At 63.8% G+C, this 271-nt stretch carries 1 protein-coding gene; it reads left to right on the top strand.

Features of this window, described 5'->3' with window-relative positions:
• A partial coding sequence (locus RMT89_RS43155) for a hypothetical protein (protein ID WP_315889222.1) occupies window positions 1–271 on the top strand: 271 nt, incomplete at both ends.

The following is a 271-nucleotide window of genomic DNA, read 5'->3' as shown; positions in this document are numbered from 1 at the left end:
GGTCACGCGTACCTGCTTTCCAAGCAATAGGGCCGACGCTGACCACTCGCTCCCGGCGAGAAGCCGTCACCTTCAAGCATCCGTTCCGGCTCAGGGGCGTCGATCGCCTGTTGCCCGCGGGAACCTACGACATCATCACCGACGAGGAGGCAATCGAAGGCCTTTCGTTCGCGGCCTTTCGCCGCGTCGCCACCATGATCTTGGTGCCGGGTGCCTCCGCTTCCACGCGGGAGATGATATCGATCGGTTCGGTCGACCTGGCGGATGCGCA

It is taken from the genome of Streptomyces sp. P17 (genome assembly GCF_032436805.1).
GTDB lineage: Bacteria > Actinomycetota > Actinomycetes > Streptomycetales > Streptomycetaceae > Streptomyces.
The sequence above is the reverse complement of the archived record's forward strand: the minus strand, read 5'-3'. Positions and strand labels throughout refer to the sequence as shown.